Origin of the sequence: Streptomyces sp. NBC_00162 (assembly GCF_024611995.1) — a bacterium.
In the GTDB taxonomy this organism is placed as follows: Bacteria; Actinomycetota; Actinomycetes; order Streptomycetales; family Streptomycetaceae; genus Streptomyces.
On record NZ_CP102509.1, the window covers coordinates 3,681,103 to 3,705,849 of the forward strand.

Genomic DNA, 24,747 nt, shown 5'->3' on the forward strand with positions numbered 1-24,747 from the left:
TACGTGCCGTCGTACGTGCTCCCCACCACACCCCGTCCGGGGCGGAACCAGGGCTACCGGACGCTGCGTCCTCGCAGGTGTGCAGCGTCATGAGGCCGGCGGCAGCGCCGCCACCGCCATTCATCTCCGGTTCCGGCTCCTGGGCGGCGCCCTGCTGGCCGCCCATCTCCTCGTCGTCGGCTTGCTGACGCTGCGACCACTGGACGTGCCCTGGGCCGCGGCCGCGAACCTGACCCCGCTGGAGGGGATCAGGGCGGACCTCGCCTACGGGCCGCTGGAGGGCGCCCGCCGGATCGGCGAGGGACTGGCGCTGCTGGCCCCGCTCGGGGTGCTGCTGCCGCTGGTCAGCGGACGGCTCGCGCCGTCGGCGCTGTCCGCGTGGTCCTCGCTGGCCCGGACCGCGGCGGCCGGCGCGCTGATCTCGGTGTGCATCGAGATGCTCCAGACCGCCGTGCCGGGCCAGGTGGTCGATGTGGACTCGGTCCTGCTGAACACCGTCGGCGTGCTGCTCGCCCACGCGGCCGTCGTACCGGCGCTACGGGCCCGGCTGCGGCGCTCACGCAGCGCTTATCAGGGACCCACCCCGAGAATTACCAGGGTCGGGCTCGGTCCGTGGACCGAGGTTCTTTCGGCGGTTCCCCGCGAGTATTGAGGCATCGCACGCAGTGCTGGTTTCACAGCGCCGATCTCAATGTGAGGAGAACCCCATGAGCGCCCTTGTCCGCCCCCGTGACGGTCGATGGATCGGCGGCGTCTGCGCCGGACTGGCCCGGCGTTTCGGAATATCCGCCAACACGATGCGCGTCATATTCGTCGTCTCGTGCCTGCTGCCCGGCCCGCAGTTCCTGATCTACCTGGCGCTGTGGCTGCTCCTGCCGAACGAGAAGTCCGCCTCCACCGCCTGGTAGGGCGGGGTCAGCCGGCCCGCTGGACCTTTTCCAGCTGCTTGTCGGCGACTTCCTGCGGCACCTGCGTCTTCTGCTCGGCCGCCGCCACGTTGAGGGACATCAGCCGCACGATGGTGTCGCCCTCGCGTACGACGACCAGGTGGACCTGGGCGGAGACGCCCTGGGCGGCCGCGGTCGTGGTCCAGCTGACGCTCTCGTCGCCGGTCGTGCGGTAGTCGGCGGCCCGCACCTCGCGGTAGGTGCCGGACTGCTTTTCGACCGTGGCGGTGAAGCCCGTGGCGCAGGCGGGCACGGCGGCCTTGAGGCGGGCGATCAGCGCCTTGGCGTCGCTCTCGGCGTAGGTGCTGACGGAGGCGGAGACGGCGAGTCCGACCTGCTTCTGGGAGCCGACGCCCCGGTTTACGGTCTCGCGCGCGGCCGGGTCCGGCTTGTCGCCCATGATGTCGGCCAGCGGCTGACAGGCCTTCTTGTCGGCCTGCGGCTGGCCGTCCGGGGCGTTGGGGTTCTTGCCCTCCGCGGAGACCTGGTAGCCGGGCAGGTCGCCCTGTTCCAGCGCGGACCGTTCCGCCTTGCTGCCGCCGGTCTTGGGCGTGGCGGATCCGCCGGTGGCGGTGGCCGCGGGGGCACCGGGCGCGCCGGAGGCGTGGCTCGCGGAGCCCTTGGGGTCCGGGTCCTTGCCCGTCGGGGACGTGTCCGTACTGCTGCATCCGGCCGCCGCGAGCAGCAGGGCGGGGACCAGCGCGACCACGGTCGCTCGTACTTTCATGCGCATGACCAATAACCTCATACCGCGTACGTCGGCGGGCAGTTGGTGGTGATCGTGACACACCGCACGGCGGCACACACACCTCGTCGAAGAGGTGCGCGACCGCCGTGCACGCGTTCGTGTCGCGGCAACGTCAGCCGTTGAGGGCGCCGGTGACCGGGCCCAGCAGACCGGTGACCGCAGCGGTGGGGTCGCTCGGCTGTCCGCCCTCTTCGGAGGCCGACTGCTGGCTGGTGACACCCTGGAGCGCACCGGTGGCGCTGCCCAGCGCGTCGGTGAGACCGACGGCCGGGAGGGCCGCGGCCGAGGCGGAACCGGCGGCGACGGCGGCGAAGGCGGCACCCAGAGCGGCGGCACCGATGATCTTGGCAGCTGACTGCTTCATGAAAACGTGTCCTTGCGACGGGGAATTGAGCGGCTCCGCAAACTAGTCACTTCAAACCGCCGCCCGCAAACATCCGTAAATATGAGAAAGCGCCCGGGAATTGCTCCTCCCGGGCGCTTTCAGTACGTCACGCCATGGCCTAAGCCGAGACAGAACCGCTGGTGGAAGCAGTCTGCTGGAACAGCCACTCCGACTTCAGCTCCGCATAACCAGGCTTGATGACCTCGTTGATCATGGCCAGTCGTTCATCGAAAGGAATGAACGCGGACTTCATCGCATTGACGGTGAACCACTGCATGTCCTCCAGCGTGTAGCCGAAGGTGTCCACCAGGTGCTCGAACTCGCGGCTCATGCTGGTGCCGCTCATCAGGCGGTTGTCGGTGTTGACCGTGAGCCTGAAGTGCAGCTTCCGCAGCAGGCCGATCGGGTGCTCGGCGTACGAGGCGGCCGCGGCCGTCTGGAGGTTCGACGTCGGGCACATCTCCAGGGGGATGCGCTTGTCCCGGACGTACGAGGCCAGGCGGCCCAGCGTCACCGAGCCGTCGGCGGCGACCTCGATGTCGTCGATGATCTTCACGCCGTGACCGAGGCGGTCGGCGCCGCACCACTGCAGGGCCTGCCAGATCGACGGCAGGCCGAAGGCCTCGCCCGCGTGGATCGTGAAGTGGTTGTTCTCGCGCTTGAGGTACTCGAAGGCGTCGAGGTGGCGGGTGGGAGGGAACCCGGCCTCGGCACCGGCGATGTCGAAGCCGACCACGCCGTTGTCGCGGTAGCGGTTGGCCAGCTCCGCGATCTCCAGCGCGCGGGCGGCGTGCCGCATCGCGGTCAGCAGGGCGCCGATGCGGATGCGGTGGCCGTTGGCCTTCGCACGCCGCTCGCCCTCGCGGAAGCCGTCGTTCACGGCCTCGACGACCTCTTCGAGGGTCAGGCCGGCTTCCAGGTGCTGCTCGGGGGCGTAGCGGATCTCGGCGTACACGACGCCGTCCTCGGCCAGGTCCTCGGCGCACTCGGCGGCGACCCGGAAGAGGGCCTCCTTCGTCTGCATGACCGCGCAGGTGTGCGCGAAGGTCTCCAGGTAGCGCGGGAGGGAGCCGGAGTCGGCGGCTTCCCGGAACCAGATGCCGAGCTTGTCGGCGTCGGTCTCGGGGAGGCTCTCGTAGCCGGCCTCGCGGGCCAGCTCGATGATGGTCCCGGGGCGCAGTCCACCGTCGAGGTGATCGTGCAGGAGCACCTTCGGGGAGCGGCGGATCTGATCCGGGGTCGGCAGGTTGGGGGTCTCGCTCGTCATCTGGGCACTCTAGCTCCTACGCGCGTAGAGCGGGTGACGGCCGCGAGTGCCGATATGTAACAGAGACCGCACGGACGGATGTCGTACACCTCGGTGTCTGAGACTGTTCCGCCATGGCACAGCATGCGCCGCCGGCGCGCGGGGCCCGCCTGGGGCGGGCAGCCGGCGCGAACGGCTTGGGGTCGACGGTCAGTGGTGTGGTGCTCCTTCTTCCCGGAGCGTCCAGATTCTCCCCCGGTCCGCTGCGTCCGCTCGGGCGGGCGCTGGCCCGGGCGGGCGGGGCGGAGGGGCTGGTCGCGCACACCGTGATCCACGGTGGGGACGCCTCCCGCGAGGAGCAGGCGGGGTGGGCGGCGGACGAGGCGGTGCGGCGGTACGGGGACGTGCCCGTGTGCCTGGCCGGCTTCGGTGCGGGAGGCCTGGCCGCGCTGCGGGCGGCGGGCCACGACGCCGTCAACTCGGTGGTGTCGCTGGCCCCTTGCCTGGGAGAAGCGGTGGTGGCGGACTCGCCTGAACCGGTGAAACAGCTGTCGGGGCGGCAGGTCCTGATCGTGCACGGCACGAACGACGCGCACAGCGACCCGGAGGCATCGTTTCTGCTGGCGGCGCGGGCCAAGAAGGCGAATCGTTCCACGTGCCGGTTCGAGGTGCACTCGGACGGTCACGGGCTGCGCGAGCACCAGCCGGAAGTCGTCGCACTGGCCGTGGACTTCGTCCTCGGCGCGGTGTGCTCGGGGCGGTACTCGCGGCCGGTGACGGACGCGCTGGCCGCTCCCCCGCCGCTGGGTCTGCGGATGCCGCTGGCATCGGGGTTCGGGCGCTCGCTCCGGCGGTGAGGCGCGGCTGTCGCGCGTACCGTGAGGAGTGAACTCGGGGCCTTTCCTCCCGGAGGCGATGGGCCATGGCCGGATTGACGTTCCGGAATTTCGACAAGCCGGACGAGACACGACCGTTCCCGGACGGCAAGGGCAGGCTGGACGTCTTCAACACCGGGGGCGGCGCCGTCGGCCGTGCCGTGTTCGAGCCGGGCTGGCGCTGGTCGGAGCACATCAAGCCGCTGGCGGGCACGGAAAGCTGCCAGTCCGCTCACACGGGGTACGTCGTGAGCGGCCGCATGAAGATCGTCATGGACGACGGGGAGAGCGGCGAGATCGGTCCGGGCGACTTCATCGAGATCGCGCCCGGGCACGACGCCTATGTCCTCGGTGACGAGCCCTGCGTCGCGCTGGACTGGACCGGCTACGGCGACTACGCGAAGCCGGTCTCCGGCTGACGCAGCTGACGCGTCCACCGTCCCGGCACGCCCTGTCCGAGCAGACCCGCGGCCCGGTCCAGGGTGCGGGCCAGCGAGCCCGCCGTCGGGGCGGTGGCCAGGACGTACGCGTGGTGCAGACCGCCCGTCGGGGCGCGCCGGACCGTGGCGCCCGACGGGATCTCCAGCTGGACCCGGATCACTCCCGGCACGGCCCGCGCCGCGGCGATCCCCGGGCGGACCCCGCCCGGGCCGCGGCCGGGCGGGAAGTCCACGTACCGCAGCCCGGCGTAGGCGGTGCGCGGGCTGTGCTCCGGGTCGGGCAGGTCCAGGGCGGCGGCGAGCACGAGGCCGAGGACGTCGGTTCCGTGGGCGGCCCGGAGCAGCCGGCTGAACTCCTCGGCGCCGGGGCGGGCGTGGGCCTCGACGAGGCGGGGGCCGTGCGCGGTGAGGATGACCTCGGTGTGGGAGGGGCCGTCGTGGTGTCCGGCGAGGTCGAGGACGCCGCGTACGAGGGCCCGTACGGCCTGCGCGGTCCCGGGATCCAGGGCGACCGGCAGGTCGTGGCCGGTGGCGGTGAGGCGGGGGCCGGTGCGCCGGCGGGACCAGCCCAGGATGCGGTGGTGCCCGGCGCGGGAGAGGGCCTCGACGGTGAGCTCCGGGCCTTCCAGGTACTCCTCGATGAGGAGGTCGGTGACCTCCGGATAGCCGTGGGCGGCGGCCCGCGCCTCGATTTCGTCGTGGACGAGCCGGACGCCTTCGCCGTCGGCGCCCGCCCGGGGCTTGATCACGCACGGGTAGCCGATGAGGGTGGCGACGAACGGGAGTGTTTCCGCGCGTCCGCAGCGGGCGAAGGAGACGGGCCGGGCGGGGTGCAGGGTGTTGGAGCGGGCGCGCAGGGCGGCCTTGTCCATGAGGGCGGTGACGGCGGCGGTGGGGGTGCCGGGCAGGCCCAGTTCCTCGTTGGCGCGGGCCGCGGCGAGGGCTCCGGCGGCGTCGAACCCGAAGACGGCGGCGCGGCCGCGGCGGACCGCCTCCATCCGGCCGACGGCCCCGACGAGGTGCCGGTGGTCGCGCCAGTCCGTCCGTACCCGCCGCTCCGCCCCCTCACGGTCGGATGGCACCGATGGATCCGGCGCGACCACCACGGTGCGGGCACCCGCACGGCGGGCGGCCGCCACCACGGCGGGTCGCGGGCTCAGCAGGACAGCCAAGGGCCCCCGTTCTTCCCTGGGTGTCCGCTGTCGCATACCGCGCTCCCCCCTCACGCCGTGTGACCACTGTGCCGCTTCGGCATATGCCGAAAGCCGCCGGACAGGGGTCGTCTTGTCGCCTTGCGGGAATACGAGGGGTTTACGAACGGACACACTCCGGGACGAATAGGCATATGCCAGCCGATCAAGCCGAAGACCTGAGCCCCGCGGCCCGGCGCCTCTACGCCTACGCCGTCGAGCGGCACGCCTTTGATGCGGGCGAGGCAACCGAGGCCCTGGGCGTGCGCGCGGCCGCGGCCATCACGGAGCTGGCCGCCGCGCACCTCCTCCAGCGGGCGCCCGGCGGCGGGCCCGACCGGTGGAGCGCCGTCGCACCCCGGGCGGCGGCCGCGCGGGCGCTCGCCCCGCTGGCCCTGCTCGTACGGGAGACCCACGACGAGATGGACCGGCTGCGGGGGCGGCTGGAGACGCTGGTGCCGGCGTACGAGGCGGGGACCGCGCACCGGGACCTGAGCGGGTCGGGGCGCCTGGAGCTGGTGACGGACCTGGGCGCGGTACGGGGGCTGATCACGGAGCTGGTCGCGGCGTGCGAGCGGGAGCTCCTGACCTCGCAGCCGGGCGGGGGCCGGCCGCTGGAGACGCTGGAGGAGTCGATCGGGCGGGACGAGTCGCTGCTGACGCGCGGGGTCCGGATGCGCACGCTCTACCAGCACACGGCCCGGTACTCGCGGCCCACGGCGGCGTACGTCGAGCGGGTGACGGCGCTGGGCGCGCAGGTACGGACGCTGGGCGACGGGCTGATGCGGATGCTGGTCTTCGACGACCACACGGGCCTGATGGAGGTGCCGGAGCGCAGCGGGGCGGCGCTGGTGGTGCGCGAGCGGAGCGTCGTGCACTTCATGACGTCTGCCTTCGAGCGGTCCTGGCTGGGGGCGGAGCCCTTCCCGACGACGGTGAGTCCGGAGGCGGCCCGGTCGATCTCGGACGAGCTGCGGCAGACGATCGTACGGCTGCTGTCGGAGGGGCTGGAGGACAAGGTGATCGCGCGGCGGCTGGGCATGTCGGAGCGGACCTGCCAGCGCCACATCGCGGAGATCATGCGGGCCGTCGGCGCCAAATCCCGCTTCCAGGCCGGGTACTTGCTGTCCTCGCAGTCACCGCCCCAGGCGGACGAGCAGCCGGGCGACTAAGCGGGCGACTAGGCGGGCGGCTCCAGTTCGGGGATCAGGCGGCCGCGGCGGGAGAGCAGGAAGCGCTTGAACTCGGCCACCGGAGGGGTGTCGGGGTGGCCGTCGAGCCAGGCGACGCCGATCTCGCGGACGGCGCGCGGGGCGGTCACCGTCAGCTCGACGACACCCGGGCGGGCCACGGCCGGCGGCGGCAGCAGGGCCACGCCGAGACCGGCGGCGACCAGGCCGCGCAGGGTCTCGGCCTCCTCGCCCTCGAAGGCGACGCGGGGGACGAACCCGGCCTCCGCGCACAGGTCGTCGGTGATGCGGCGCAGGCCGTAGCCGGGCTCCAGCGTCACGAAGGTCTCCTCGGCGGCCTCGGCGAGGCGGATGCGCTTGCGGCCGGCCAGGCGGTGGTCGTCGGGGACCACCAGGCGCAACCGCTGTTCGTCGAGACGGCGGGCGACCAGGTCGGGGGCGTCCGGGACGGGTGAAGTGAGGCAGAGGTCGAGTTCGCCGGACCGGAGCTTCTCCAGCATGGCCTCGCCGTAGTTCTGGACCAGGGAGAAGCGCACGCGCGGGTGGTCGGCGCGGAAGGCGCGGATGAGGCCGGGTACGGTCTCGGAGCCCAGGGTGTGCAGGAAGCCGAAGGCGACCTTGCCGAGGGCCGGGTCGGCGTCCTGCTGGACGGATTCGGCGGCGCGGGCGATCCCGTCCAGGGCCTGTTCCGTGGAGGCCAGGAAGGTGCGGCCCGCCGTGGTGAGGGCGACGGTGCGGCCCTTGCGGGCGAACAGGGTGACGCCGAGGTCCTGTTCCAGGCGGACCATGGCCCGCGACAACGTCGATTGGGGAACGCCCAGTTCGTGGGCGGCGCGGGTGACGTGCTCGTGCCGGGCGACGGCCGCGAAGTACGCCAGGCGCGGGGCCAGCAGACGTGTCACGGCCATGTCTTCTTCGTAACGGTTCATCGACGTGCGCCGCCCTGAGCTGTGCTGATGCGTGAGTGGATCGATTATCGCGATTCTGTGCATTGGACGCATCAAAAACACGGGCCTACCTTCGACGTATGCCTCCCGTTCATACCGGGGCACCCGTCATCCCGGGTGCCTCCACCTCGTTGTTTCCGCAGCCCAACCGCCCCGAGCTCCGAGCCCCCGGCCGCCCCGGCTACCGCCGGATGAGCCTCGCGCTCTTCGCCGCCGGACTGGCCACCTTCGCCCTCCTCTACTCCACCCAGGCGCTGCTGCCCGCGATCTCCGACGGGTTCGGGGTGACGGCGGGTCAGGCCAGCTGGACGGTGTCCGCGGCCACCGGCGCGCTCGCCCTGTTCGTGCTGCCGCTCAGCGCGCTGTCCGAGCGGTTCGGGCGCACCCGGATGATGACCTGGTCGATGGCGGTGGCCGTGGGCGTCGGCCTGCTGGTGCCCTTCGCGCCGAGCCTGGAGTGGCTGGTGGCCCTGCGGGCCCTCCAGGGCGCGGCGATCGCCGGGATCCCGGCCTCCGCGATGGCGTACCTGGCGGAAGAGGTCAAGCCGAAGGCCCTGGTCGGGGCGATCGGCCTGTTCGTGGCGGGCAACTCCATCGGCGGCATGAGCGGCCGCCTGGTCACCGGCTGGGGGGCGCAGCTCGGCGGCTGGCGGGCGGGCCTGCTCACCGTCGGGCTGATGTCGCTGGCCTGCGCGGCGGCCTTCCTGGTGCTGCTGCCCCGGGCGCGGTTCTTCCGCCCGGCCTCGCTGAACCCGCGCGCGGTGGGCCGTACCGTGGCCGGTCACCTGCGCGATCCGCTGCTGCTGCGGCTGTACGGGATCGGCGCGCTGTTCATGACCGTCTTCGGCGCCGTGTACACCGTCATCGGCTACCGGCTGGTGGACGAGCCGTTCTCGCTCGGGCAGGGCGTGATCGGGTCGATCTTCCTGATCTACCTGGTGGGTACGGTCTCCTCGGCGGCGGCCGGGCAGCTGGTGGCCCGCACGGGGCGGCGCGGCGCGCTGTACCTGGCCGTGACCACCACCGCGCTCGGGCTGCTGCTGTCGCTGTCCGATTCCCTGGCCGCGATCCTGGCCGGGCTGATCCTGATCACCGCGGGCTTCTTCGCCGGGCACGCGGTGGCCTCCGCCGCGGTGAGCCGGACGGCGCGGACGGGCCGGGCGCAGGCCTCGGCGCTCTACCAGTCGGCGTACTACCTGGGCTCCAGCGCGGGCGGCACCCTGGGCGCCCTCGCCTACCACTCGGCGGGGTGGGCGGCCACGGTGGGCATCGCGCTGCTGGCCGTGCTCGGCGTCGTCTCGATCACGCTGTACGGGTCCCACGCGGCCCGCGCGGAGCGGCGCATGCCGGCTTCGGCCGCGGCCGCGCGCTGAGGAACTCGTCGGGAAAATCGGGAAATACGTCCCCTCTACAGGCAACTCGCGCTGGTTTTCCGGGCATTCAACACGGAGAACGAATGCAGGGCGAGCAGGGGAGGACGCGATGGGGACGCCTGTGAATCGGACGACGCGCATGCGCGCAAGGCGGCGGGCGGTGGTGGTGTTCGGGGGTGCGGTGGCGCTCGCGCTGCCGCTGGTGGTCGCGGGGGGCGGGGCGGCGCAGGCCGCCTCCTGCAACCTCGGCACCGGGCCGTACCAACGGCAGGTCGAGCAGTTCCTGGGGCGGCCGGTGGACGGCAGGCAGTCCTCGGCCGACTGCACGGCCATCAGGTCGTTCCAGGCGAGCCACGGGATCACCCCGTCCCAGGGGTACGCGGGGCCGCTGACCTGGCAGACGATGAGCACGATGCTGGCCCAGCGGGCGGCGGGCAGCACCCCCAACAAGGCCGGCAACTGCCCGGTGAACCGGGGGCGGATCGCCTGCGTCGACCTGACGCGGCAGCTCAGCTGGATCCAGGACGGCGCCACGCTGAAGTACGGCCCCGTCCCGGTCCGCACCGGCAAGGACGGCACGGAGACCCGGACCGGCCTGAAGAAGATCTACTACCGCAGCATCGACCACTGGTCGACGATCTACGACGTCGCGATGCCTTACTCGCAGTTCTTCGACGGCGGCATCGCCTTCCACTCGACCACCAAGAGCATGTGGAACCCGCCCGGCTCGGGCGGCTGCGTGAACATGCGGCCCGCCGACGCCAAGGCGTACTGGAACCTGCTGGGCAACGGCGAGGACGTCTATGTCTACGGCCGCAAGCCGGGCACGTAAGGCCTCGCCACACCTCGCTCGCGGCCGTTGCGGCTGTTGCGGCCGTTCGGGCTGCCGTTGTCAGACCCCTCCGGTAGGTTCCGAAGGAGTGGACCTACCTGGGGGCGACAGCCATGAGTGACCTCGCGACGACACCGCCGGACCTGGATGCCGCGCTGGACCGCTACCGGGTCGAGCTGACGGGTTACTGCTACCGGATGCTCGGCTCGTCCTTCGACGCCGAGGACGCGGTGCAGGACACGTACATCCGTGCCTGGCGCAGCTACGAGAAGTTCGAGGGCCGCTCCTCGCTGCGCTCGTGGCTGTACCGGATCGCCACCAACGTCTGCCTGGACCTGCTGAACGCGGGGAACAAGCGGGCCCGGCCGATGGACCTGACCGCCCCGCAGCACCAGGCCTCCGCCGTGCTCAACGAACGGCCCGAGGTGACCTGGCTGGAGCCGGTCCCCGACGGCCGGGTGCTGCCGCAGACCGCGGACCCGGCGGAGATGGCCCTGGCGAAGGAATCCGTGCGGCTGGCGTTCGTCGCGGCCCTCCAGCACCTGCCGGCCAAGCAGCGGGCGGTGCTGATCCTGCGCGAGGTGCTGGCCTGGAAGGCCGACGAGGTCGCGCAGCTGCTGGACACCACGGTGGCTTCGGTGAACAGCGCGCTGCAGCGGGCGCGGGCCACGCTGGCCGGCAGCCGGATCCGCGAGAGCGAGGCCGCCGATCCGCTGGACGCGGACCAGGCGAAGCTGCTGGAGCAGTACCTGTCCGCCTTCGAGGCGTATGACATCTCGCGGCTGACGACGCTCCTGCACGAGGACGCGGTGCTGTCGATGCCGCCGTTCGACCTGTGGCTCCAGGGCCACGAGGACATCGCGGCCTGGCATCTGAACCAGGGCATCGGCTGCAAGGGCTCGCGCCTGATCCCGACGACGGCGAACGGGATGCCGGCCTTCGGCCAGTACCGGCCGGCGGCCTCCGGGAAGGGCCACACCCCGTGGGCGCTCCAGGTCCTGGAGGTCTCAGACGGCAAGATCGTCGGGCTCAACGCCTTCCTGGACACCGCCCGGTGGTTCCCGCTCTTCGGGCTCCCCGAGCAGCTCGACGAGGCCCACGAGGTCCAGTAGGGCCCGCAGGGCGGGGCCGGCGCCGATGACGGCGAAGCCGGCGCCGTGACCTCGGGCGGTCAGCCGCAGCCGGGCCAGGGTCTCCACCGCGACCAGGCCGGGCGCGGTGACGGCGGTGGCGTCACACACCACGGCGGTGGCCCCGTCCTCGTACAGCCGCGCCAGCCGGGCGCACAGTCGCGCCGTGTCCTGCGCGTCGGGTCCGGGTCCGGGCAGCACGAGTCGTTTGATCTCCACGAGGGGATGACTCCCCCACCGCCCGGAACTCATCGGGCGCGAGCCGGGGCGCGGGACAGGGCGCGGGACGGGGGGAGGCCCTTCCGGGCCGGTGAAAAGACGCCGGCGCGGCTCCGGACGGGGAGCCGCGCCGACGGGACCGGGGTCCGGGATCAGGCGATGCGATCCAGGACGATCGGGGTGGCGGAGAAGACCGTGCCCGCCGGGGCGACGTCGTACGAGCCCTCCAGGGAGGCCAGGGCGTAGTCGAACTTCTCCGGGGTGTCCGTGTGCAGGGTCATCAGCGGCTGGCCCGCGGTGACCGTGTCGCCCGGCTTCGCGTGGAGCTCGATGCCCGCGCCCGCCTGGACCGGGTCCTCCTTGCGGGCACGGCCCGCGCCCAGGCGCCAGGCGCCGACGCCCACCGCGTACGCGTCGAGGCGGGTCAGGACGCCCGAGGCCGAGGCGGTGACCACGTGCTGCTCGCGGGCCACGGGCAGGGCCGCGTCCGGGTCGCCGCCCTGGGCCGCGATCATCCGGCGCCAGTGGTCCATGGCGGAGCCGTCGGCCAGGGCCTTCGCCGGGTCGGCGTCCTTGATGCCCGCCGCGTCCAGCATCTCCTTGGCCAGGGCGATGGTCAGCTCGACGACGTCAGCGGGCCCGCCGCCGGCCAGGACCTCGACCGACTCGCGGACCTCCAGGGCGTTGCCAGCGGTCAGGCCGAGCGGGGTGGACATGTCCGTCAGGAGCGCGACGGTCTTGACGCCCGAGTCCGTGCCCAGGCCCACCATGGTCCGCGCCAGCTCGCGCGCGTCCTCGATGTTCTTCATGAAGGCGCCGCTGCCGACCTTCACGTCGAGGACGAGGGAGCCCGTACCCTCGGCGATCTTCTTCGACATGATCGAGGAGGCGATCAGCGGGATGGCCTCGACCGTGCCCGTCACGTCGCGCAGGGCGTAGAGCTTCTTGTCCGCCGGGGCCAGGCCGTCGCCCGCCGCGCAGATGACCGCGCCGGTGGTGTCCAGGACGTGCAGCATCTCCTCGTTGGACAGCAGCGCGCGCCAGCCGGGGATGGACTCCAGCTTGTCGAGGGTGCCGCCGGTGTGGCCGAGCCCGCGGCCGGACAGCTGCGGCACGGCCGCGCCGCACGCGGCGACGAGCGGGGCCAGCGGCAGCGTGATCTTGTCGCCTACTCCGCCGGTGGAGTGCTTGTCGGCGGTGGGGCGGGAGAGGGAGTCGAAGTTCATGCGCTCGCCGGAGGCGATCATCGCGGCGGTCCAGCGGGCGATCTCGGCCCGGTTCATCCCGTTCAGCAGGATGGCCATCGCCAGAGCCGACATCTGCTCGTCGGCGACGACACCGCGGGTGTACGCGTCGATGACCCAGTCGATCTGCTCGGGGCTCAGCTCGCCGCGGTCCCGCTTGGTCCGGATGACGGAGATGACGTCCATGAAGTGCTTCCTTCTACGCGCATAGAGAGAGGGGTGAGAGGAATTGCGACGGCCCTCCGCCCCGCAGGGGGCGAAGGGCCGTCGGCACGGCTATCTCAGGTGGTCGGGCCCGAAGGCCTGGGGCAGCATCGCCGCCAGCGGAAGGATCCCGTCCGGGGTCTCCACCAGCAGCTCCGGTCCGCCGAACTCGAACAGCAGCTGGCGGCAGCGCCCGCACGGGACGAGGATCTCGCCCTTGCCGTCCACACACGTGAAGTGCGTGAGGCGGCCGCCTCCCGTGGCCTGGAGCGAGGAGACCAGCCCGCACTCGGCGCACAGGCCCAGCCCGTAGCTCGCGTTCTCCACGTTGCAGCCGGTCACGACCCGGCCGTCGTCCACGCGGGCCGCGACCCCGACCGGGAAGCCCGAGTACGGCGCGTACGCGTGGGTCATGGCTTCCCGGGCCGCGACCCGGAGGGCTTCCCAGTCCACGGCCTGGGCTGCCGGAGCCGAGGTCACTTGCCCTGGCCCTTGCGGTACGGCAGACCGTCCGCCTTGGGCATCCGCAGCCGCTGCGCCGACAGCGCGAGCACCAGCAGGGTGGTCACGTACGGAGCCGCGTCCACGAACTGGCTGGGCACCGAGTCGGTGAGCGCGTACCAGAGGAACAGCAGCGCGGCGCAGACCGCCGAGATGCCGGCCTGGAGGTACTTCTTCTTGTACAGCTGCCAGGCGCAGACCAGCACCAGCAGGATCGCGATCAGCAGCAGCATCGCGTGGACGTTCGTGGCGCCACCGCGCAGCTTGAGACTGTCGATGAAGCCGAACAGGCCCGCGCCCAGCGCCATGCCGCCCGGCATCCAGTTGCCGAAGATCATGGCGGCGAGACCGATATAGCCGCGGCCGCCGGTCTGGCCCTCCTGGTAGATCGGGCTGGCGACCTCGGACAGGTACACGCCGCCGAGGCCCGCCAGGGCGCCCGAGACGATCACGGCGATGTACTTGTACTTGTAGACGTTGACGCCGAGGGACTCCGCGGCGGTGGGGTTCTCACCGCAGGAGCGCAGCCGCAGACCGAAAGAGGTCCGCCACAGCACCCACCAGGTGCCCGGGATCAGCAGCAGGGCGACGATCGTCAGCAGCGACAGCTCGGTGACCAGGCCGCCGATGACGCCGGCGAGGTCCGAGACGAAGAACCAGTGCTTGGCCTGGAGATCGGCCATCCAGTCGGACAACCCCGGCACGGTGATCTTGTAGATCGGCTCGACCTGCGGCGACTGCTTCGAGGAGCCGCCCGGCGCGTCGGCGAAGGTGAAGTTCGACAGGTACTGGGTGAAGCCCAGCGCCAGGATGTTGATGGCCACACCGGAGACGATGTGGTTGACGTTGAACGTGACGGTCATGATCGCGTGCAGCAGGCCGCCGGCGGCGCCGCCGGCGATGCCGACGAGCACACCGGTCCACGGACCCCACTGGTAGCCGGCCCAGGCCCCGAACCAGGTGCCGAGGATCATCATGCCCTCGAGGCCGATGTTGACGACGCCCGCGCGCTCGGCCCACAGGCCGCCGAGGCCGGCGAGGCCGATCGGGACGGCGAGGGAGAGGGCACCGGAGACCTGGCCGATGGAGGTCAGGTCGTTCGCGCCGCTGATCAGGCGGACCAGCGAGAGCAGCGCAAGGCCGCCCGCGATGATCAGCAGGATCCAGGGCAGGGTGAGCTTCTTGCGGCCGCCGGACTTCTTGGGGGCGGCAGCCGTCGCGGAGACAGTGCTGGTGCTCACGCCGCGACCTCCTTGTCGGTCTTGATGGCGTGCCCGGCGGCGAGCTCCTCGCCGACCTTCTGCTGCTGGCGCCGGATGCCGTAGCGGCGGACCAGTTCGTACGAGACGACGACCGCGATCACGATCAGGCCCTTCATGATCGTGCCGATCTCCTTCGCGTACCCGGCCTGGTCGAGCGAGGCCGAGGCCTTGTCGATGAAGGCCATCAGGAACGCGGCGAAGAGCATGCCGACCGGGCTGTTGCGGCCGAGCAGCGCGATGGTGATGCCGGTGAAGCCGACGCCGACCGGGAAGGCCAGGTTGTAGGTGTGCGTCTCGCCCAGCAGCTGCGGCATGCCGGCGAGACCCGCGACCGCGCCGGAGATGAGCATCGAGGTGATGATCATCTTCTTGGCGTCGACGCCGGAGGCCTGGGCGGCGGACTCACTGGCGCCGGTGGCGCGCAGGTCGAAGCCGAAACGGGTCCGGTTGAGCGTGAACCAGTAGACGATGCCGAGGGCGAAGGCCACGAAGGTGAAGCCGTAGAGCTCCAGACCGTCGCCGAGGGACACCGCCGGGAACCAGCCGGACTCGGCGATGTCGCCGGTCGTCAGGTCGTTGGAGCCCTCGATCTGGACGCCGAGGTTCTTCGTCAGCATCAGCCAGGCGATCAGGCTGGTCGCGATGGCGTTCAGCATGATCGTGGAGACGACCTCGCTCACCCCGCGCTTGGCCTTGAGGACACCGGCGATGCCGGCCCAGAAGGAACCGACGAGCATCGCCACGAGGATGATCACCAGCAGGTGCAGCGGGCCCGGCAGGGTCACGGCCGCACCGACCACGGCGGAGAGCATCGCCGCGAGGCGGTACTGACCGTCGACGCCGATGTTGAAGAGGTTCATCCGGAAGCCGATGGCCACGGCCAGGGCCGCGAGGTAGTACGTACCGGCCTGGTTCACGATGAGGACCTGGACGTCCTCATAGCCGGCGTTCTCCACCATGAGGCGCAGCGGCTCGATCGGGTCGATGCCCGTCGCCGCCAGCACGATCATGGTCAGCAGGAAGGCGCTGACCAGGGCGAGTGCGGGTCCGGCGAAGCCGAGGAGCAGCCGGTCCTTGTCGAATTGCTTCATCGGGCCTCGTCCTCCGGTGCATCGGTACCGGGCGCGGTACCGGCGGCGGAGTGGTTGTCGGTTGCTTCCAGGTGCCCGGAGGCGGCGCCCGTCATGGCGGTGCCGAGCTCCTCCGGGGTGACGGTCGCGGGGTCGGCGTCCGCGACCAGGCGGCCGCGGTAGATCACGCGCAGGGTGTCGGACAGGCCGATGAGCTCGTCCAGGTCCGCGGAGATGAGCAGGACGGCCAGGCCCTCGTGGCGGGCCTTGCGGATCGCGTCCCAGATCTGCGCCTGCGCACCGACGTCCACACCGCGGGTGGGGTGGGCGGCGATGAGGAACTTCGGGTTGTGGCTCATCTCGCGGCCGACGATCAGCTTCTGCTGGTTGCCGCCGGAGAGCGAGGCCGCGGTGACCTCGATGCCGGGCGTGCGGACGTCGTACTCGCGCACGATCCGCTCGGTGTCCTTGCGGGCCGCCTTCGTGTCGAGGATGCCGCGCTTGGAGTTGGGCGCCTCGGTGACGTGGCCGAGGATGCGGTTCTCCCACAGCGGGGACTCGAGCAGCAGGCCGTGCCGGTGGCGGTCCTCGGGGATGTAGCCGATGCCGCCCTCGCGGCGCTCGCGCACCGGAACCTTCGTGATGTCCCGGCCGTCCAGCGTGATCACGCCCGTGTCGGCGGGGTTCATGCCCATGAGGGCTTCGATCAGCTCGGTCTGGCCGTTGCCCTCGACACCGGCGATGCCGAGGATCTCGCCCTTGTGGATGGTGAAGGTGACGTCGTCCAGCAGGAGACGGCCGGCTTCGACGTGCTCGTGGAGGGTGGAGTCCTCCGGGGCCTGGCGCACCAGGATCTCCGGCTCGGCGATGACGGAGTCGTCCGCGGTGCGGGTCAGGCCCGCCACCTTCAGTATCGGGACGTCCGTCACGGTCGACTCGCGGGTCTCCGGCGAGGGCAGCTCCGCGCCGACCATCAGCTCGGCGAGCTGCTTGGTGGTGGCGGTCTTCGGGTCGGCGGTGCCGACCGTGGTGCCGCGCCGGATGACGGTGATGTCGTCGGCGACCTTCAGCACCTCGCCCAGCTTGTGCGAGATGAAGATGACGGTCAGGCCCTCGGCCTTGAGCTCGCGCAGGTTGTCGAAGAGTGCGTCCACCTCCTGCGGCACGAGCACGGCGGTCGGCTCGTCGAGGATGAGGATCCTGGCGCCGCGGTAGAGGACCTTGAGGATCTCCACGCGCTGGCGGTCTGCGACACCGAGGTCCTCGACCAGGGCGTCGGGACGCACGCCGAGGCCGTACGCGTCCGAGATCTCCTTGATCTTCTTACGGGCCTTGGCGCCGATGCCGTACAACTTCTCGCCGCCGAGAACCACGTTCTCCAGGACGGTGAGGTTGTCGGCGAGCATGAAGTGCTGGTGCACCATGCCGATGCCGCGGGCGATGGCGTCGCCGGGGCTGTGGAAGGAGACCTGCTCCCCGTCGATGGCGATGGTGCCCTCGTCCGGCTTCTGCATGCCGTAGAGGATCTTCATCAGGGTCGACTTGCCGGCGCCGTTCTCGCCGATCAAGGCATGGACCGTGCCCTTGCGGACGGTGATCGCGATGTCCTTGTTGGCGACGACGCCGGGGAAGCGCTTGGTGATGCCGTGCAGTTCTACGGCGGGGGGCGGGCTGGACGCGTTGATGACGCACTCTCCTTGGCGCGGAAGGAGCGGAAGGCAGGGGGGGGGACAGGGCGGGGAGTGAAAGTATCGCGTCCACGATGCTTCTACGCGCGTAGCACTGTCGGAAGTGAAAACTTGCGGCCACACAGGCCGCTCGATCACTGGTGTGAATTCAGAACGCGGCTCGGGGCCCGGGAGCGATAGAGACCGCTTCCCGGACCCCGGAGACCGCGACTGAGTGTCAGAGACGACCTTACGGGGCGGTCTTGACGTTGATCTTCTTGGCGATGATTTCGGCCTTGGCCTTCTCCACCGCGGCGATGACGTCGGTCATCTCCTTGTACTTCGGGTTGGAGTCGGCCAGGCCGACGCCGTCCTTGTCCAGGCCGTAACGGATCTCACCGGTGGTCGGCTTGCCGTCCTTGACCGACTTGATCAGGTTGAAGACCGAGTCCTCGACGTCCTTGGTGACCGAGGTCAGGATGGCGTCCTTGTACTTCGACAGACCGGCCTGGTTGTACTGGTCGGAGTCGACGCCGATGGCCCACTTGCCCTTGGCCGAGGCGGCCTCGATGGCACCGGAGCCGGCCAGACCGGCGGCGGCGTAGACCACGTCGGCGCCCGCGTCGAGCTGACCCTGCGCGGCGGCCTTGCCGAGGTCGGGCTTGGCGAAACCGTCGAAGTTCGGCGGCTGGGTCAGGTACTGGGACAGCACCTTGGCGTTCGGGTTGGTGTCCTTGACGCCCTGCGTGAAGCCCGCCTCGAACTTCTTGATCAGCGGAACCTCGACACCGCCGATGAAGCCGACCGTGCCGGTCTTGGACACCTTGGCGGCGGCGACGCCGGCCAGGTAGGAGCCCTGCTCCTCGTTGAAGACGAGGTTGGCGATGTTCGGGCCGGTCACCGAGGTGTCGTCGATGATGCCGAACGTGGTGTTCGGGAACTTCGGCGCGACCTTCTTGATGGCCGGGGCATAGGCGAAACCGACGCCGATGACCGGGTTGTTGCCCTTGCGGGCCAGCTCGGTGAGGCGCTGGACCTTGTCGGCCTCGCCCTCGCCGTCGGTGGGCTCCGCCTCGGCGCCCTTGATCTTCAGGTCCGACTCGGCCTTCTGCAGGCCGGCGTAAGCGGCGTCGTTGAACGACTGGTCGCCGCGGCCACCGATGTCGTACGCGATGGCGGCGCTGGCGTCCTTCGAGTCCGAAGATCCGGTGTCCGACGAGTTCTTACCGCCACAGGCGGTGGCCGAGAGGGCCAGCGCAGCGGACGCGAGGCCCACGGTGGCGATCCTGGTGATCCGGCGCAAGGGGAGGCTCCTTCAAAACCTGACCGAAGCGCCACGACCGGCGCTGGTTTCGCGGCGATCGTAACGCGCGTAGATGTCAGTTAAAGGCCCGTTCATGAGTCGTTATCGGATCGTCGCGAACCGGACAGTGACCGATCGGTAACTCCTCATGTGCCCAGCCCTTGTGTACCAAGGGCTGGACACCTCCGCCGCGAGATGCGCGAATGTTGTACCGGATTTTGGGGCGGCGGGCCCTTGCCTTTACCTGACGACTCCCGGGCGCCGCCCGTCCAGCAGGGCGGCGGCCGTGAAGAACTCGACGCCGACGGCGATGGCTGACTCGTCCACGTCGAAGTCGCCCCGGTGCAGGTCGTGCTTGGCGGTGTCCCCGGGCCGGCGCACACCCAGGCGGGCCATGGCACCCGGGACATGCTCGAGGTACCAGGAGAAGTCCTCGCCGCCCAGGCTCTGCTCGGTGTCCTCGACCGACCCGGCGCCGCAGCGGACCGTCATCGCCTCGCGCAGCAGTTCCGTGATCACCGGGTCGTTGACCACCGGGGGCACCCCGCGGACGTGGTTGATCTCGAACTTGGCCCCGTGCATCGTCGCGACCTCGTCGATCGCCGCGTGGATCATGTCCGGCGCCTCGTGCCAGGCGTTCAGGTCCAGGCACCGTACGGTTCCGGACAGCTCGGCGTGCATCGGGATCACGTTGCAGGCGTGCCCGGCCTCGATCCGGCCCCAGGTGACCGACATGCCAGAGCGCGCGTCCATCCGGCGGGTCAGCAGCGCCGGGACGTCCACGGCCACCCGGGCGGCGGCCGTCACCAGGTCGGTGGTCAGGTGCGGGCGGGCGGTGTGCCCGCCGGAGCCGGAGAGGGTGACCTCCAGCCGGTCGCACGCGGAGGTGATGGGGCCGGGCCGCAGCCCGATCCGCCCGGCGTCGACCCGGGGGTCGCAGTGCACGGCGATCATCTTCCCCACACCGTCCAGGACCCCGGACTCGATGGCGTCGGTGGCCCCGCCCGGGAGCACTTCCTCGGCGGGCTGGAAGAGCAGGCGCACGGGGCGGGGCAGCAGGCCCTGGCGGTCGAGCTCGGCGAGGACCAGTCCGGCGCCGAGGACGATCGCGGTGTGCACGTCGTGGCCGCAGGCGTGGGCGCGGTCCGGGAAGGTCGAGCGGTACGAGACGTGCGTCTTGGCATCCGGGATGGGCAGGGCGTCGATGTCCGCGCGCAGGGCCAGCATCGGCCGTACGCCGTCCCAGGTCCCCACGTCACAGACCAGGCCGGTTCCGGACTTCAGCACCCGTGGGCGCAGGCCGGCTTTTTCGAGCCGGGCCTTGATCGCCGCCGTGGTGCGGAATTCCTGGTGTCCGAGCTCCGGGTACATGTGCAAGTCCCGGCGGAAGGCGATCAGTTCGGCACGCAGGTGGTCCGGAAGCTTGCCGGGCAGCTCGGGCCGCTCGGACACGGCGGGCTGGGCGGTCTGGGACTCGCGGGACATCAACTGGTTCACCCGTTGAAGGGTAGGCGCACCAATGGCCCAACTGGCTGAGGATCACGAAAAGTTCATGCCGTTAGGGGAAAGAAACCCGACCTCTGGACGCATGACGGGATGCACCCGGGGGTACACTCGCCCGCTCATCCGGCCGCGGAAGCCGCCTGAGCGGGGAGTCTGCGGACATCGCGGGCCGTGTCGGTGACCCCGGCGAGGAAGCCGCGGGCACGGGGCGACGCGGACCCGGTGAGCCAGTCGGGGTCGATATCGCATACAGCGACGGTGACTCCGGTGCCGGTCAGCGCGTACGGCAGGGTGTGGACGACGGTGGACGGAAAGCTGACGATCGTCCGGCCGACCGGTCCGCGCCGCGCGATCAGCTCCAGCGGCAGGTCCGGGCGCACGATCTCCAGCCCGGTCGCCTCGCTGAGCGCGCGCAGCTTCTCCGGGGACTCGCGGCGGTGCGCGAAGTAGCGGGTGGCGCCGTGCACGCGGGTCAGGGTGCGCACCGCGTCCAGGTAGCAGGCCGGGTCCACCACGCCCGTCTCCACGAGCGAGGTGCCGACCAGGTCGGTGCCCTTGGTCAGGCGCGGCGGGCCGAAGCGGGCCCGGGTCCAGGCGAAGTCGTTGACCCGCAGCGTCATCGCGCCGTGGGCGGTCACGGGCATCGAGCTGAACACCTCGACGCGCCGGGCTGCTTTTGTGCCGGTGGCCTTGGCGGCCTTGAAGCGGCGCCGGGCGGTCGCCGAGACCGGTGCGTACGCCAGCTCGCGCACCCGGCCGGCCGGCCCTCCGCCGCCGACGCGGTGCCAGCGGACCAGGCGTTCGCCGCGGGCGGTCTGGGCGATGAACTCCATGGTGGCGGTGCCGTCGTCGACCACGACGAGCTGTTCGGCCCGTACCAGGGTGAGCAGCAGCTGGACGTAGCGGGAGAAGGGGTCGCCGACGACGACCGTGCGCGCCGCGCGCACGTCGCCGGCCAGGGCGGCGAGCGCCCTCAGCGGCGCGAGCCGGCCCCCGCGCGCCTCCTGCCAGCGGACCTCGTGCCCCTCGTCGCGGGCGAGCGCCGCCATCCGGCGCAGCTGGCCGCGGGACATGGGGTCGGTGGGAGGCAGGACGACGATCCGCATCCGCGCCGCCGGCGTACCGCCCGGACCGGCCGGTCCGGGCGGTACGCCCGTGCCGCGGCCCGGCTGGCTCGGAACGCCGTCGAGCAGCGGGACGGACTCGCCGGGCGCACTGCCGGAGTACGCCCACTCCAGCACGTTCAGGAGCTGGACCGGGCTCTCGACGAACGCCAGGGTGGGGGCTGAAGTGGGCATCACGTACTCCTCGACAGGGGACGGATCTCGTACGCGGCGGCGGAGCGGGGGCCGGACCGGGGTCAGACGGCGGCGAGCTCGCCCTGTACGCGGCGGAGCTTCTTCATGGGGCCCAGCTCGGACTCGTAGACCCGCTTGACGCCGTCGCCGAGGGCGGTCTCGATGGTGCGGATGTCGCGGACCAGGCGGGCGAGGCCGCCGGGCTCGACGGAGGCGGCCTGGTCGGAGCCCCACATCGCGCGGTCGAGGGTGATGTGCCGCTCGACGAAGGTGGCGCCGAGGGCGACGGCGGCCAGGGTGGTCTGCAGGCCCGTCTCGTGGCCGGAGTAGCCGATCGGGACGTTGGGGAACTCGTCCTGGAGGGTGTTGATCACCCGCAGGTTGAGCTCCTCGGCCTTGGCCGGATACGTCGAAGTGGCGTGGCAGAGAAGGATGTTGTCGCTGCCGAGCACCTCCACCGCGTGGCGGATCTGCTTCGGGGTGGACATGCCGGTGGAGAGGACGACGGTGCGGCCGGTGGCGCGCAGGGCGCGCAGCAGCTCGTCGTCGGTGAGCGAGGCGGAGGCCACCTTGTGGGCGGGGAGGTCGAACTTCTCCAGGAAGGCGACGGCCTCGGTGTCCCACGGGGAGGCGAACCAGTCGATGCCGCGCGTGGTGCAGTACTCGTCGATGGCGCGGTACTCGTCCTCGCCGAACTCCACCTTGTGGCGGTAGTCGATGTAGGTCATGCGGCCCCAGGGGGTGTCGCGCTCGATGTCCCACTGGTCGCGCGGGGTGCAGATCTCGGGGGTGCGCTTCTGGAACTTCACGGCGTCGCAGCCGGCTTCGGCGGCGGCGTCGATCAGGGCGAAGGCGTTGCCGAGGTCGCCGTTGTGGTTGATGCCGATCTCGCCGACGACGTACACGGGCTGTCCGGGGCCCGCGGTGCGCGATCCGAAGCTGCGGAGGCGGGTGTTGGGGGAGGCGGTCATGACAGGTGACGTCCTTCGGTGCGGGGGTACGAGAGCGGGTGTTGCGGGTGTGGCGGGTGCTGCGAGGGGTGTGAGCTGCGGGTCGGGTCGTACGTCGAGCAGCGGGGCGAGCAGGCGGGCGCGCTCCAGGTCGTGCGGGTCGTCGATCTCCAGGACCCGCGCGGGGTCGGTGGCGACCGGGAGCGTGCGCCCGAAGAAGCGGTGGCGGGCGGCGCGGAAGCCGACGGCGTCCATGGCGTAGGCGGCGCCGGTCTCGAGCAGGTCCTGGGGGCGGTCCTGGCGCCGGGGGCGGTACGCCGTCTCGTGGTTGACCCCGGTGCCGAAGCCGTCGGGGTCCTCCCGCCAGAGGAAGCCGTGGAAGGGGGCCACGGTCAGGGCCGAGTCGGCGGCGCCGGAGGCGACGGCCGCCGCGACGGACTCCACGTCGGAGGCGGCCAGGAAGGGGCTGGTGCACTGGACCAGGAGGACCACGTCCACGGTGACGGAGTGCAGTTCCTCGAAGGCGGTGAGGGCGTGCAGGAGGGCGGCCTCACTGCTCGCGGTGTCGCCGGAGATCGCGGCGGGGCGGGTGATCACGTCGGCGCCCGCGGCGCGGGCGGCGGCGGCGATCCCCTCCGAGTCGGTGGAGACCACCACGTCGGTGACGGTCGGCGCGGCGAGGCAGGCCCGGACGGCGCGGGCGACGAGCGGGATGCCGGCGACCTCGGCGAGGTTCTTGCCGGGGACCCCCTTGGAGCCGCCGCGCGCCGGGATCACGGCGAGGACGCGGGGGCTCACAGCTCCCCCATCCGGCGGATCACCGGGGCCACGCGCTGCACCCCGTGCCGGTAGGCCCCGCGGGCGGCCTCGCGCAGGTGGGCGCGGAGCTTGCGGCGCAGCCGGGACTGCCCCGCCGTCTCGCGCACCGCACCGGGCAGCGGGCTGCCGTCGGGCGCGAGGTGCTGGCGGGCGAGGATCCCGGGCAGGTACCGGGGGGCGGTGGTGAGCGTGTAGTACGGGGCGGGGGCCGGGAGCCGGTCCCGGTCCGCCAGCTCGGCGACCTTCGCGCGGGCGGCGGCGTAGGGGTCCCCGCCTCCGGCGACCCCCTGGGCGGCCAGCCAGTCCGGGTCCGCCTTCGGCAGCAGCCCGGCGTCGAGCTGGTCCCACGAGGCCAGGCAGCCGGAGCCCAGGAAGTGGTGGTTGCCGAGGGCTTCGCGGATGCCGAGGTCGGTGAGGACGGCCGTCGGGATGGAGCGGTGCAGGGACTCCAGGGCGGCGGTGGAGGAGACGGTGACCAGCAGGTCGGTGCCGTCCAGCACCTCGCCCATGTTCCCGTACACCAGCCGGCAGTTGGGCGGGAGCCCGCCGGGGAGCTTGGCGGCGAGCCGCTGGTACGGCTGCTCCTCCAGGTGCGTGGTGTGTTCCCCGGGGCGGCTGCGCAGCTTGATCAGCACCTCGCGCTCCGGGTGCAGCCGCGCGTGCCCGGCCGCCCGCTCCAGCAGGTACGCGCGGTCGGCGCGGCTGTCGGGCACGGAGGGCTGGACGGCGAACACGACTGTGTGGGTCCGGGATCCGGCCGGCTCGTACGGGGCCCCGCCGAGGAAGGGCAGTGCGGTCTCGGTGACGGCGCCCGCGTCCGCGCCGACCCCCTCGTACACGGCACGGAACCGCTCCGCGTCGTGGCGGGAGTTGGCCAGGACGAGGTCGGCGCCGTGCCGCAGCAGCAGCCCGTCGGCGAGCTTCTCGTATACGACGCCCACGTACCCGGTGACGAGGACGGGGCGGCGCGACGGCTCGGGCCACAGGGCGCGGGCCCCGTGCAGGACGGCCTGGACGGCCCCGCCGACGAGGGAGAGGACGACCACGTCGTAGTGCTCCCGCCCGATCTCGGCGAGGAATTCGGCGCAGGTCACCTCGGCCGGCCGGTCACCCTGGACGCCCACCTCACCGAGCTGGCGCGCGGTGGGTGTGGCACGTCCGCGCAACAGGAATCCGGTGAGCTGGTGGTCGGACACGAGACGGCGGGCGGTGAGTGCGCCCCATTTCCATCGCGTGTCGGAATCTGCGATTACGGCGACGCGTTTGCGTTCTGGCACGCGGCAGAAGCTATTCCGCAAATTCGGTGATCGGCCCAACGAACGCACAACAGCGGGTTAACAACGCGTCGACGGAATGCGAAAGCGCGCGGGTTAACGTGCCCGCCCCGCGCCGTTCATGTGGAAT

The 24,747-nt window shown here is 71.5% G+C and carries 24 protein-coding genes and 1 pseudogene; 8 read left to right on the forward strand and 17 right to left on the reverse strand.

Annotated features, from left to right (window positions below):
• The first annotated feature begins 79 nt into the window (after positions 1–79).
• Positions 80–652, forward strand: coding sequence for a VanZ family protein (locus JIW86_RS16945; protein WP_215149345.1), 573 nt, complete (start codon positions 80–82; stop codon positions 650–652).
• A 55-nt stretch (positions 653–707) separates the two neighbouring features.
• Positions 708–908 (forward strand): PspC domain-containing protein, encoded by a 201-nt coding sequence (locus JIW86_RS16950; RefSeq protein ID WP_215149346.1) that lies wholly within the window; start codon positions 708–710, stop codon positions 906–908.
• Between the two features lie 7 nt (positions 909–915).
• On the opposite strand, the gene JIW86_RS16955 is transcribed toward JIW86_RS16950, so the two are convergent.
• The 3 genes from JIW86_RS16955 to JIW86_RS16965 all read right to left on the reverse strand — a co-directional run bounded on the left by JIW86_RS16955 (position 916) and on the right by JIW86_RS16965 (position 3,347).
• Positions 916–1,680, reverse strand: a complete 765-nt coding sequence (locus JIW86_RS16955) for a hypothetical protein (protein ID WP_257554547.1) — start codon at positions 1,678–1,680, stop codon at positions 916–918.
• 127 nt (positions 1,681–1,807) lie between these two features.
• Complete coding sequence (locus JIW86_RS16960) at positions 1,808–2,059, reverse strand: hypothetical protein (protein WP_257554549.1); 252 nt, start codon at positions 2,057–2,059, stop codon at positions 1,808–1,810.
• 139 nt (positions 2,060–2,198) lie between these two features.
• Positions 2,199–3,347: an adenosine deaminase gene (locus tag JIW86_RS16965; RefSeq protein ID WP_215149349.1), complete on the reverse strand. Its 1,149-nt coding sequence runs from the start codon at positions 3,345–3,347 to the stop codon at positions 2,199–2,201.
• Between the two features lie 113 nt (positions 3,348–3,460).
• On the opposite strand from JIW86_RS16965, the gene JIW86_RS16970 reads away from it, so the two are divergent.
• Positions 3,461–4,183: an alpha/beta hydrolase gene (locus tag JIW86_RS16970; protein WP_257554560.1), complete on the forward strand. Its 723-nt coding sequence runs from the start codon at positions 3,461–3,463 to the stop codon at positions 4,181–4,183.
• 65 nt (positions 4,184–4,248) lie between these two features.
• Positions 4,249–4,620, forward strand: coding sequence for a cupin domain-containing protein (locus tag JIW86_RS16975; RefSeq protein WP_257554562.1), 372 nt, complete (start codon positions 4,249–4,251; stop codon positions 4,618–4,620).
• Here JIW86_RS16975 and JIW86_RS16980 read toward each other — a convergent pair.
• A complete protein-coding gene (locus tag JIW86_RS16980; RefSeq protein ID WP_263862066.1) occupies positions 4,596–5,813 on the reverse strand; it encodes an ATP-grasp domain-containing protein in 1,218 nt (405 codons plus the stop codon). The two genes, JIW86_RS16975 and JIW86_RS16980, sit on opposite strands and share 25 nt — an antisense overlap.
• Positions 5,814–5,986: 173 nt before the next feature.
• On the opposite strand from JIW86_RS16980, the gene JIW86_RS16990 reads away from it, so the two are divergent.
• Entirely contained in the window at positions 5,987–7,003 is a 1,017-nt protein-coding gene (locus tag JIW86_RS16990) for a helix-turn-helix transcriptional regulator (RefSeq protein ID WP_257554565.1), read from the forward strand.
• An 8-nt stretch (positions 7,004–7,011) separates the two neighbouring features.
• On the opposite strand, the gene JIW86_RS16995 is transcribed toward JIW86_RS16990, so the two are convergent.
• On the reverse strand, positions 7,012–7,950 hold the full coding sequence (locus JIW86_RS16995; protein WP_215149354.1) for a LysR family transcriptional regulator: 939 nt from the start codon (positions 7,948–7,950) through the stop codon (positions 7,012–7,014).
• Positions 7,951–8,048: 98 nt separating this feature from the next.
• Between JIW86_RS16995 and JIW86_RS17000 the strand changes: the two genes are divergently transcribed.
• The 3 genes from JIW86_RS17000 (at position 8,049) to JIW86_RS17010 (ending at position 11,285) form a co-directional block, all read left to right on the forward strand.
• Complete coding sequence (locus JIW86_RS17000; protein WP_257554568.1) at positions 8,049–9,341, forward strand: MFS transporter; 1,293 nt, start codon at positions 8,049–8,051, stop codon at positions 9,339–9,341.
• A gap of 139 nt (positions 9,342–9,480) precedes the next feature.
• The gene (locus JIW86_RS17005) at positions 9,481–10,173 is read left to right on the forward strand and encodes a L,D-transpeptidase family protein (RefSeq protein WP_257554570.1); all 693 of its coding nucleotides are present in this window, start codon (positions 9,481–9,483) and stop codon (positions 10,171–10,173) included.
• Positions 10,174–10,286: 113 nt separating this feature from the next.
• A complete protein-coding gene (locus tag JIW86_RS17010) occupies positions 10,287–11,285 on the forward strand; it encodes a sigma-70 family RNA polymerase sigma factor (protein ID WP_257554572.1) in 999 nt (332 codons plus the stop codon).
• Here JIW86_RS17010 and JIW86_RS17015 read toward each other — a convergent pair.
• The 12 genes and pseudogenes from JIW86_RS17015 to JIW86_RS17070 form a co-directional block, all read right to left on the reverse strand.
• Complete coding sequence (locus JIW86_RS17015) at positions 11,181–11,522, reverse strand: STAS domain-containing protein (RefSeq protein ID WP_257554574.1); 342 nt, start codon at positions 11,520–11,522, stop codon at positions 11,181–11,183. The genes JIW86_RS17010 and JIW86_RS17015 overlap by 105 nt on opposite strands.
• A 152-nt stretch (positions 11,523–11,674) precedes the next feature.
• Positions 11,675–12,952 (reverse strand): thymidine phosphorylase, encoded by a 1,278-nt coding sequence (locus tag JIW86_RS17020; protein ID WP_257554576.1) that lies wholly within the window; start codon positions 12,950–12,952, stop codon positions 11,675–11,677.
• Positions 12,953–13,042: 90 nt separating this feature from the next.
• Complete coding sequence (locus JIW86_RS17025; RefSeq protein WP_215149360.1) at positions 13,043–13,450, reverse strand: cytidine deaminase; 408 nt, start codon at positions 13,448–13,450, stop codon at positions 13,043–13,045.
• On the reverse strand, positions 13,447–14,712 hold the full coding sequence (locus JIW86_RS17030; RefSeq protein ID WP_215149361.1) for an ABC transporter permease: 1,266 nt from the start codon (positions 14,710–14,712) through the stop codon (positions 13,447–13,449). Before JIW86_RS17030 ends, JIW86_RS17025 begins: the two co-directional genes overlap by 4 nt.
• Positions 14,709–15,824: an ABC transporter permease gene (locus tag JIW86_RS17035; RefSeq protein WP_257554580.1), complete on the reverse strand. Its 1,116-nt coding sequence runs from the start codon at positions 15,822–15,824 to the stop codon at positions 14,709–14,711. The genes JIW86_RS17030 and JIW86_RS17035 overlap by 4 nt, the downstream gene beginning before the upstream one ends.
• Complete coding sequence (locus tag JIW86_RS17040; protein WP_257559345.1) at positions 15,821–17,488, reverse strand: ABC transporter ATP-binding protein; 1,668 nt, start codon at positions 17,486–17,488, stop codon at positions 15,821–15,823. The genes JIW86_RS17035 and JIW86_RS17040 overlap by 4 nt, the downstream gene beginning before the upstream one ends.
• Before the next feature lie 232 nt (positions 17,489–17,720).
• A complete protein-coding gene (locus JIW86_RS17045) occupies positions 17,721–18,773 on the reverse strand; it encodes a BMP family lipoprotein (RefSeq protein ID WP_257554581.1) in 1,053 nt (350 codons plus the stop codon).
• A gap of 240 nt (positions 18,774–19,013) precedes the next feature.
• The gene (locus tag JIW86_RS17050) at positions 19,014–20,258 is read right to left on the reverse strand and encodes an amidohydrolase (protein WP_257559346.1); all 1,245 of its coding nucleotides are present in this window, start codon (positions 20,256–20,258) and stop codon (positions 19,014–19,016) included.
• Between the two features lie 137 nt (positions 20,259–20,395).
• A complete protein-coding gene (locus JIW86_RS17055; protein ID WP_257554583.1) occupies positions 20,396–21,574 on the reverse strand; it encodes a hypothetical protein in 1,179 nt (392 codons plus the stop codon).
• Between the two features lie 62 nt (positions 21,575–21,636).
• Positions 21,637–22,545 carry an N-acetylneuraminate synthase family protein gene (locus JIW86_RS17060; protein WP_257559347.1) on the reverse strand — a complete coding sequence of 303 codons (909 nt, stop codon included), beginning with the start codon at positions 22,543–22,545 and terminating at the stop codon, positions 21,637–21,639.
• A 399-nt stretch (positions 22,546–22,944) separates the two neighbouring features.
• A pseudogene (locus tag JIW86_RS17065) lies at positions 22,945–23,322 on the reverse strand (cytidylyltransferase domain-containing protein); the annotation flags it as partial.
• Positions 23,319–24,620 carry a DUF6716 putative glycosyltransferase gene (locus JIW86_RS17070; RefSeq protein ID WP_257554585.1) on the reverse strand — a complete coding sequence of 434 codons (1,302 nt, stop codon included), beginning with the start codon at positions 24,618–24,620 and terminating at the stop codon, positions 23,319–23,321. The pseudogene JIW86_RS17065 and the gene JIW86_RS17070, both read right to left, overlap by 4 nt.
• Positions 24,621–24,747: the final 127 nt, after the last annotated feature.

What these genes read in the sequence shown, in the direction of transcription:
- JIW86_RS16950 (WP_215149346.1), top strand. Translation starts at nt 708, where the DNA reads ATGAGCGCCCTTGTCCGCCCCCGTGACGGTCGATGGATCGGCGGCGTC.
- JIW86_RS16955 (WP_257554547.1), bottom strand. Translation starts at nt 1,680, where the DNA reads ATGCGCATGAAAGTACGAGCGACCGTGGTCGCGCTGGTCCCCGCCCTG.
- JIW86_RS16960 (WP_257554549.1), bottom strand. Translation starts at nt 2,059, where the DNA reads ATGAAGCAGTCAGCTGCCAAGATCATCGGTGCCGCCGCTCTGGGTGCC.
- JIW86_RS16965 (WP_215149349.1), bottom strand. Translation starts at nt 3,347, where the DNA reads ATGACGAGCGAGACCCCCAACCTGCCGACCCCGGATCAGATCCGCCGC.
- JIW86_RS16970 (WP_257554560.1), top strand. Translation starts at nt 3,461, where the DNA reads ATGGCACAGCATGCGCCGCCGGCGCGCGGGGCCCGCCTGGGGCGGGCA.
- JIW86_RS16975 (WP_257554562.1), top strand. Translation starts at nt 4,249, where the DNA reads ATGGCCGGATTGACGTTCCGGAATTTCGACAAGCCGGACGAGACACGA.
- JIW86_RS16990 (WP_257554565.1), top strand. Translation starts at nt 5,987, where the DNA reads ATGCCAGCCGATCAAGCCGAAGACCTGAGCCCCGCGGCCCGGCGCCTC.
- JIW86_RS16995 (WP_215149354.1), bottom strand. Translation starts at nt 7,950, where the DNA reads ATGAACCGTTACGAAGAAGACATGGCCGTGACACGTCTGCTGGCCCCG.
- JIW86_RS17000 (WP_257554568.1), top strand. Translation starts at nt 8,049, where the DNA reads ATGCCTCCCGTTCATACCGGGGCACCCGTCATCCCGGGTGCCTCCACC.
- JIW86_RS17005 (WP_257554570.1), top strand. Translation starts at nt 9,481, where the DNA reads ATGCGCGCAAGGCGGCGGGCGGTGGTGGTGTTCGGGGGTGCGGTGGCG.
- JIW86_RS17010 (WP_257554572.1), top strand. Translation starts at nt 10,287, where the DNA reads ATGAGTGACCTCGCGACGACACCGCCGGACCTGGATGCCGCGCTGGAC.
- JIW86_RS17020 (WP_257554576.1), bottom strand. Translation starts at nt 12,952, where the DNA reads ATGGACGTCATCTCCGTCATCCGGACCAAGCGGGACCGCGGCGAGCTG.
- JIW86_RS17035 (WP_257554580.1), bottom strand. Translation starts at nt 15,824, where the DNA reads ATGAAGCAATTCGACAAGGACCGGCTGCTCCTCGGCTTCGCCGGACCC.
- JIW86_RS17050 (WP_257559346.1), bottom strand. Translation starts at nt 20,258, where the DNA reads ATGTCCCGCGAGTCCCAGACCGCCCAGCCCGCCGTGTCCGAGCGGCCC.
- JIW86_RS17055 (WP_257554583.1), bottom strand. Translation starts at nt 21,574, where the DNA reads ATGCCCACTTCAGCCCCCACCCTGGCGTTCGTCGAGAGCCCGGTCCAG.
- JIW86_RS17060 (WP_257559347.1), bottom strand. Translation starts at nt 22,545, where the DNA reads ATGACCGCCTCCCCCAACACCCGCCTCCGCAGCTTCGGATCGCGCACC.